Origin of the sequence: Subtercola vilae, assembly GCF_004923255.1 — a bacterium.
Lineage (GTDB): Bacteria > Actinomycetota > Actinomycetes > Actinomycetales > Microbacteriaceae > Subtercola > Subtercola vilae.
Genome location: NZ_QYRT01000072.1, coordinates 1 through 6,712, shown reverse-complemented (window position 1 = coordinate 6,712; position 6,712 = coordinate 1). Strand labels below are relative to the sequence as shown.

The following is a 6,712-nucleotide window of genomic DNA, read 5'->3' as shown; positions in this document are numbered from 1 at the left end:
GGTACGGCTTTTGCCCGGATCTGGCCGCCCCAGCCCGCCGCAAAGGTACGAGTTCTGAACGGCTGGGACGGCCAGATCCGGGCAAAAGCCGTACCTGTAGCGACGGAGCCGGTTACTCACAGGGCGCCGACACGTCGCGGTGGAGAGTTGGAGGGTGCGCAACATCCCACCGCTTCCCCCCTCATTGGAATCGACGCCCGAAGTGTTTCGAGCCATCGGCTTCGAGTGTTGCCGGGCGAGATAACGACACTACGAGGACTCCCCCTCGTCACACCCGCTCGCCTGTGGTGCGACCTTGCGGGCAGCCTCAGTGTGCCCGACCTTGTCGCGGCGGCAGACCACATCGTCGCACAGAAGGCCCAGCTCTCGAGCATCGATGATCTGACCCGTGTGATTGGTCGGCTGACTCGCCTTCGAGGTCGGGGCGCAGCAAGAGATGCCCTCGCACAGGTCGACGGATGGGCTGAATCTGCGCCTGAGTCCCTCGTTCGTGTTGCAATGGCTGCGTCAGGCCTGCCCAGGCCCGATGTCAATGTTCCGCTCTACACGAGCTCGGGCGAATTCGTGGCTCGACCAGATCTGCGCTTCCCGCACCATCGTGTGTGCGTTGAGTACGAGGGTGACGGGCACAGAACCTCGCAGCGGCAGTGGCGCATCGACATCACCCGTACACGACGCCTCGAAGATCACGGCGAACGAGTGTTTCGCATGAGCGCCCTCGACCTGCGAAACCTCGGGCGGGCGCTCGACGATATGGCCGGTGTCCTGAGGTCTCGCTCCGCAGCCGCCCTCTGCGAGCGCTCATCGCCGTTCCCGAGGTTCGCGGCCTGCCTCCGATCGTCGCCGAAGCCGTCGTTCAGTCGCTTCGCGCCACCGATCCCGCTCGGTTCAGCCGTTGAGGTACGGGTTTTGCCCGCTTTCGGTACTCCCAGACGGGCAAAGTCCGTACCCCAACGCCAACGCGCGGGGCGGGAGGGGGCCGGGACGGGACGGCGGCGACGGGACGGGATGGGGGTTAGCGGCCGGAGCCGCCGTGCACGACGGCGTCGGAGTCGGCGTCGAGGCCGAACGCGGTGTGAACGACACGGAGCGCGTCGTTCACGGTGTCGGCGCGGGTGACGACCGAGATGCGAATCTCGCTGGTGGAGATCATCTCGATGTTGATGCCGGCCTCGTACAGCGCGGTGAACAGCTTGGCCGAGACGCCCGCATTGGTGCGCATTCCAGCGCCGACCAGGGCGAGCTTGCCGATCTGGTCGTCGTACTGCAGGCTCGCGAAGCCCACGTCGGTCTGCTCGGCGGTCAGCGTGGTGAGAACCGTCTGGCCGTCAGACTTCGGCAGCGTGAACGAGATATCGGTGAGGCCAGTGGCCGCAGCCGACACGTTCTGCACGATCATGTCGATGTTGGCGCCGGTCTTCGCGACGATGTTGAAGATCTGGGCGGCCTTGCCCGGGATGTCGGGAACACCCACAACGGTGATCTTGGCTTCGCTGAGGTCGGTGGCGACACCTGCGATCAGTGGCTCTTCCACGGGTCTCTCCCTGTTTTGTTCATCGGTAGCGTTGTAGACGATCGTGCCCTCGTTGTTGTTGAACGACGAACGAACGTGAAGGGTGACGCCGTGGCGGCGGGCATATTCCACGGCGCGAATGTACAGAACCTTGGCACCGTTGGCGGCAAGCTCGAGCATCTCCTCGCTGGTGATGCGCTCGATCTTGCGCGCCTTGGGCACGACGCGAGGGTCGGCGGTGAAGATGCCGTCGACGTCGGTGTAGATCTCGCAGATGTCAGCGTGCAGCGCCGCCGCGAGCGCCACCGCGGTGGTGTCGGAGCCGCCGCGACCGAGGGTGGTGATGTCACCTGTTCCACGGTTGAAACCCTGAAAACCGGCGACGATGGCGATGGCCCCCTCGTCGAGGGCGTCTCGCACCCGGCCCGGAGTGACGTCGACGATGCGGGCCTGGCCGTGCCGGGCATCCGTGATCATGCCGGCCTGGCTGCCCGTGAACGAGCGTGCGTCGTGACCCATGCTCTTGATGGCCATGGCGAGCAGGGCCATGGAGATTCGTTCGCCCGCGGTGAGCAGCATGTCGAGCTCGCGGGGCGCGGGAATGGGGGTGACCTGGTGGGCGAGGTCGAGCAATTCGTCGGTGGAGTCACCCATGGCGCTCACGGCGACGACGACTTCGTTGCCCGCTTTGCGCGTCTCGACGATGCGCTTTGCCACGCGTTTGATGCTCTCGGCGTCGGCGACGGATGATCCGCCGTACTTTTGCACGATCAAGCTCACGAAGGCACTCCTGGGGTCGCAGCCGGGTGGCCCGCAGCGCGTTCTGCCGCAGCGGGAAGTCGATTTCTGATTCTAGTTGGATGCGCTGGGAGGTCTGTGCCCTGCGCATCTTGTTTAAGTGATGATTGCTCAGTAAAGTGTGCGCATGATGTACCTGTGGAAGAAGTCGCGCGGCCGTGTTGCTGGGGTGAGAGCTGTGCCGGTGCCGGTGTGGGTGCCGGTGTCGCGGCTCGGGATGGTCTGCGCCGTCCTGGCGGTGGCCGGGCTTGTTGTGGGCATTCCCTCAGTGACCGGCGTGGGTGCGGCGGGCGCGGTGGCAGCGCCGGGTGACGCGACGACGATTGCGCTCGGGGGAATTCCTTCGGCGTTGGCCGTCGACCCGGTCAGCCACGAGGTCTACGCCACAGACCAGTCGTCGAACGTCGTGCGGCGCTTCGACGGCCGCACTCCGGGCGGCCCGGTGTCGACTATCGCCGTGGGTGACGGTCCGATGGCGATTGCGATCGACGCCGGTGCACGTGAGGTGTTCGTGGCTGACACTGCGCTCGGCACGGTGTCGGTGTTCAGTGCCGATGTCGCGGCTCCGACGGCGCAGCTGATTGCGAGCATCCCGTCACCGAGCGCCATAGCGATCGACCCGGAGACGCACGTGGTCTACGTGACGAGTTCGACGGGTAACACCGTCAACGCGTTCGACGGTACGGCCGTGTCGCCGGTGCTCACGACGGTGGCCGTGGGTTCGATGCCCGAGGGAGTGACGATCGACAGCGAGACGCACGAGGTGTTCGTTGCGAACTCCGCCGACAACACGGTGTCGCGTTTTCGGGGCGCCACCACGGAGTTGCGGGGCGGGGCGGCTGCTGTCGACCTGAGCACGATGTCGACGATCGCGGTCGGTGACGGGCCGATGGGCGTCGCGATCGACGAGTCGAACAAGGCTGTCTTCGTGACCGATCTGCGGGCGGGGTGGGTTTCGAAGTTCGACGGAGCGGCCGCTGCGCCGACCGTGACGAACCTCATCGTGGGGCGGGGGCCGTCGGGCATCGTCGTCGACCAGACGTCGCACAGTGCGTTCGCGAGCAACTCGCTCGACGTGTCGGTGTCGCAGTTCGACACGACGTCGGAGATTCCGCCGGTGCTGACGCTGCCGACGGGCAAGGCTCCGAAGGGCATCGGGGTCGACGAGTCGACGGGTACCGTCTTCACGGCCAACCGGCTGGGCGCTTCGGTGAGCAGCCTGAGGCCCGGGGTTCCGGTGGCCGCGGCCATCACGTCTGCGGCTCCCCTGGCGGCGACGATCGGCGTGCCGTACAGCTACACCGTGACCACGAGCGGCAACCCGGTGCCGACGGTCTTCTTCGGCGGCACGGCTCCCGCTGGGCTCACGTGGAACGCTGCGACGCAGACCCTCGCCGGCACGCCCACGGTGGTCGGCGATTCGACCATCTCCATTGAGGCGAAGAACTTTGCATCGACGTCGGTTGCCCTCACGTACCCGTTCGTTGTGAACCCTCCCGCGCCCGCGTTGGCCGCGTCGGGCACGCTGCCGAACGCTACGGTTGGTACCGCCTACCGGTACGAGATCCTTGCGGCGGGCAGCTCGCCCGCGACATGTGCGGTGACCTCGGGTCGGCTCCCCGCGGGTCTCAGCCTGGGCGCGGCGACCTGCCTGATCACAGGCACAGCGACCGCGGCAGGCAGTGTTGACTTCTTCGTGACGGCGACGGGGGCCGGCGGCGCTGCCAGCGGCAACTATTCGATCGTGGTCACGCCGAGTGGCACGGGTGGTGGGTGCACAGCCTCGGGTGAGAGCGGCGCGGGGTCTGGCAGCGGTGCCGGGTTTGGCGGGAGTACGGATCGCCCGAAGTGCTGAGTCGTCGCGCGCTTGCGGGTGGGCAGTGAGGGCGCTCTCCGATGAGGGAGGGTGGCGGAGGGGGCGGCTCGCACGCCGGCGATCCCAGCGGAGGGGGCAGCTCGTAGGCGGCCGATCTCAGCGGCGTCGAGCGCTGAGCGCGGCTTGAGGGCGCTGGCCCGCCGTCTTTCGCACGAGCGTTTCGAGAACGTCGAAGCCAGCGCGGTCGAGCTCTGCGCTGATCGCGTCTACCGACCACCGATAGGCCGGGGCGACCGCGTGCGCAAATTTCTCGACCTCCGGGCCCTCGAAGAACCCGACGAGCAGTGCGCCTCCGGGCTTGATCACACGGTCGAACTCACGCAGAGGCACTTGGATCGCGCGGGGCTCGTAGTGGATCAGCGAGTACCACGACAGTATTCCGCCGACCGAATGGGTGTCTGCCTCGATGGAGTCGAGACTTTCGATTGCGAAGTTCGCCGCGGAAAATGCTGTTGCGGCGTGAGCGATGAACTCAGGCACGCGATCGATGCCTCGAGCAGACACTCCGAGTTGAGTGAGAAAGTTCGTCCACTGACCCGGGCCGCACCCTGCATCGATGAGGTCACCATCAACGTCGAGGGCCCACGTGGACACAATCTGGAGGTCTGATGGATGAACGGAACTCATCGAGCCCAGCCGGTCTATGTACTCGGTTGCCCTGGCGGAGTAGGCGGCAAGACTCGCTTCGTCGGGCATGCCCTCGAGTCTAGGCAGACCGGGTGCGAAAAGGTGCCCGATCGGTCGGCGCGCGGGTCAGGGCGGCGGTTGAGCGAGGGCAGGGTCAGGCGCGCGGCTGGGCGAGGGCGATGAGTTGCAGGTCGGAGCCGCGCGGGCCGAGGAGGCAGAAGCCGAGCGGGAGGGTGCCGACGCGGCCGTAGGGGATGGTCAGGGCGGGGAGGCCGGAGAGCGACGCCAGGCTGGTGAGGCGCAGGGTGGCGGTTCGCACGCGGTCGATCTCGGCGGGAGAGGCGGTGGTTGAGGGGGCGGCACTCGAGGTGGTGGGCAGGGCCAGCGCCGAGCCGAGGGGAATGGCGGCCTCGAGAGTGGCGGTGGCTCGAGCGAGGGTGGCGCGGGCATCCTGAGCCTGGGAGTCGGTGATCTGCGCGGCGATGCGAAAGCGCTCGGCGATGGCCGGATCGAGGGCGCCGGGGTTCGCCGTGACGAAGTCGCCGTCTTCGGCCCAAGCCTCGAACTGCTGCACAATGCGAAAGGCGGTGAACCATGCGTCGAGGGCGGCGGGGTCGAGGGAGGTCGAGGCGGCGTTGGGGGCGACGGATGCTCCGGAGTTCAGAGCGAGGGCGCGCAGAGCGGCGCCGAACGAGAGCTGCGTGTTGTCGTCGGCGAGGGCGGTGAGGGCCGGGTCGGTGAGGATGGTCGTGATGGGGGTCGAAGCAGCGGCAGGCGCAACGACGTGCGGCAATCCGGCGTGCGACAACCCGGCGTGCGGCGACCCGGCCAGCAAGTCGCTATCGATGGGATGGAGGGACACGTCGGCCGCGGCGGGTGCGGGTGATGCGGGCGTTCCGGTGGCGAGGAGGGCGACGGCGCCGGCGTGGAGGATGCGCAGGTCGCGCGCCAGCACTCCGACCGTGTCGAAGCTCGGGGCGAGGCCGACCAGGCCCGCGCGGGAGACGGCGTTGTGGGTTGTGCGGAGCCCGAACAGGCCGGTGTAGGAGCCGGGAACGCGGATGGAGCCGGCGGTGTCGGTTCCGAGGGCGAGGTCGGCGAGGCCCAGAGCGACGGCCGAGGCGGGGCCGCTCGTTGAGCCACCCGTGATGTGGCCGGGGGCAGCGGGATTCGGCGGGGTGCCGAAGTGGAGGTTGGTGCCGGCGATCGAGAAGGCGAGTTCGTCGGTCTGGGCGAGGCCCGTGATTTCCGCGCCAGCGGTGATGAGAGCCTGAACGGCCGCAGAGGTGACCGTTTCGGGCCTGCGGGTGGCGGCGAAGCTGGGGTTGCCGGCTCCGATGACCTCGCCAGCGATGGCGAAGAGGTCTTTGACGGCGACCCGGATGCCCGCCAGTGCCCCCACGTGCTTCGAACCTGAGGCGTAGGGCTGCGACTCGATGAGCGGCCGGCGCTTCTCGGGAGTGGCCCAGATAGCGCGCTCCTCCTCCCCCGTGAGCAAGTGGGTGCTGAACTGCACACCCGGAACGATGGAAACGTGCGCCACGGTTACGGCCCAGGCGCTGCTGGTGTCGGCGCGCTGCCAGAGCTGGGTCTGCGAACCGGTGCCGCCGTCGCGACGAACGGATTCGGCGATGATGACGGCCGAGTTCTCGTCGAGCGTGCGCAGGTGCACCCGGCGGAGAAAGCGCTGCGGAACAGGCGGGCGGGTGGCGCGGAAGGCGGCGATAGCGTCGTGGCCGATGAGGGCGGAGCCGCCCTCGCTCCGCACAGTGTCGGGGCCGGCGGCGAAGAGCACGTCGAGCTCGGCGATGTCGTTCGTCATGAGGGCGCGCTCGTAACGCCAGAAGGCGGCGAGGAGGGTGGGATCGCCGAGCCACCAGAGGGGTGCGGGGTGGGTG

Annotated in this window: 4 protein-coding genes; 1 reads left to right on the top strand and 3 read right to left on the bottom strand. The window is 67.9% G+C overall.

Features of this window, described 5'->3' with window-relative positions; all coding sequences use genetic code 11:
* Positions 1 to 1,015: 1,015 nt before the first annotated feature.
* Positions 1,016 to 2,293 (bottom strand): aspartate kinase, encoded by a 1,278-nt coding sequence (locus tag D4765_RS18490; RefSeq protein WP_136643786.1) that lies wholly within the window; start codon positions 2,291 to 2,293, stop codon positions 1,016 to 1,018.
* Between the two features lie 145 nt (positions 2,294 to 2,438).
* Between D4765_RS18490 and D4765_RS18485 the strand changes: the two genes are divergently transcribed.
* Positions 2,439 to 4,166 carry a YncE family protein gene (locus D4765_RS18485; RefSeq protein WP_136643785.1) on the top strand — a complete coding sequence of 576 codons (1,728 nt, stop codon included), beginning with the start codon at positions 2,439 to 2,441 and terminating at the stop codon, positions 4,164 to 4,166.
* A gap of 117 nt (positions 4,167 to 4,283) precedes the next feature.
* Here the strand turns inward: D4765_RS18485 and D4765_RS18480 are convergent, their stop codons facing one another.
* The gene (locus tag D4765_RS18480) at positions 4,284 to 4,883 is read right to left on the bottom strand and encodes a class I SAM-dependent methyltransferase (RefSeq protein WP_136643784.1); all 600 of its coding nucleotides are present in this window, start codon (positions 4,881 to 4,883) and stop codon (positions 4,284 to 4,286) included.
* An 85-nt stretch (positions 4,884 to 4,968) separates the two neighbouring features.
* Positions 4,969 to 6,712: AtzH-like domain-containing protein (locus D4765_RS18475; RefSeq protein WP_136643783.1), on the bottom strand; the 1,744-nt coding region annotated here is incomplete at its 5' end.

Coding starts and splice junctions, on each gene's coding strand:
- D4765_RS18485 (WP_136643785.1), top strand. CDS start 2,439: ATGATGTACCTGTGGAAGAAGTCGCGCGGCCGTGTTGCTGGGGTGAGA.
- D4765_RS18480 (WP_136643784.1), bottom strand. CDS start 4,883: ATGCCCGACGAAGCGAGTCTTGCCGCCTACTCCGCCAGGGCAACCGAG.